This window comes from Halorubrum sp. SP9, from assembly GCF_005435015.1.
Lineage (GTDB): Archaea > Halobacteriota > Halobacteria > Halobacteriales > Haloferacaceae > Halorubrum > Halorubrum sodomense.
The window spans coordinates 1-265 of the sequence record NZ_SGXU01000646.1 but is presented as its reverse complement, the minus strand read 5'-3'; the positions used below and the strand labels follow the sequence as shown (position 1 = coordinate 265).

Annotated in this window: 1 protein-coding gene; it reads left to right on the top strand. The window is 60.4% G+C overall.

Translation table 11 applies throughout. From position 1 onward, the window contains the following. On the top strand, window positions 1–265 hold a 265-nt coding region (locus EXE45_RS21105; RefSeq protein ID WP_394348158.1), incomplete at both ends, for a hypothetical protein.

Genomic DNA, 265 nt, shown 5'->3' with positions numbered 1-265 from the left:
CGTCAACTGATGGGATCATTACGTATGAACTCAACAATCCGCAAGTCGACCGCGGTCCAGAAGTAGAACCCGAGGCGTACGAGCTCTCATCGTACCCCGGCAACGTCGAGTCCATCATCCATGACTCGGACGACTCCGACGACGATTCCGACGATGACGATTCAGGTGGTGACCCGGCCACCACTCAGCCAGACTCCCAGCCTACCTCTGGGCAGCCTGAACGCGACACGGTAGACGCGACCGCAGAGGCGACCGCAACGGGCCA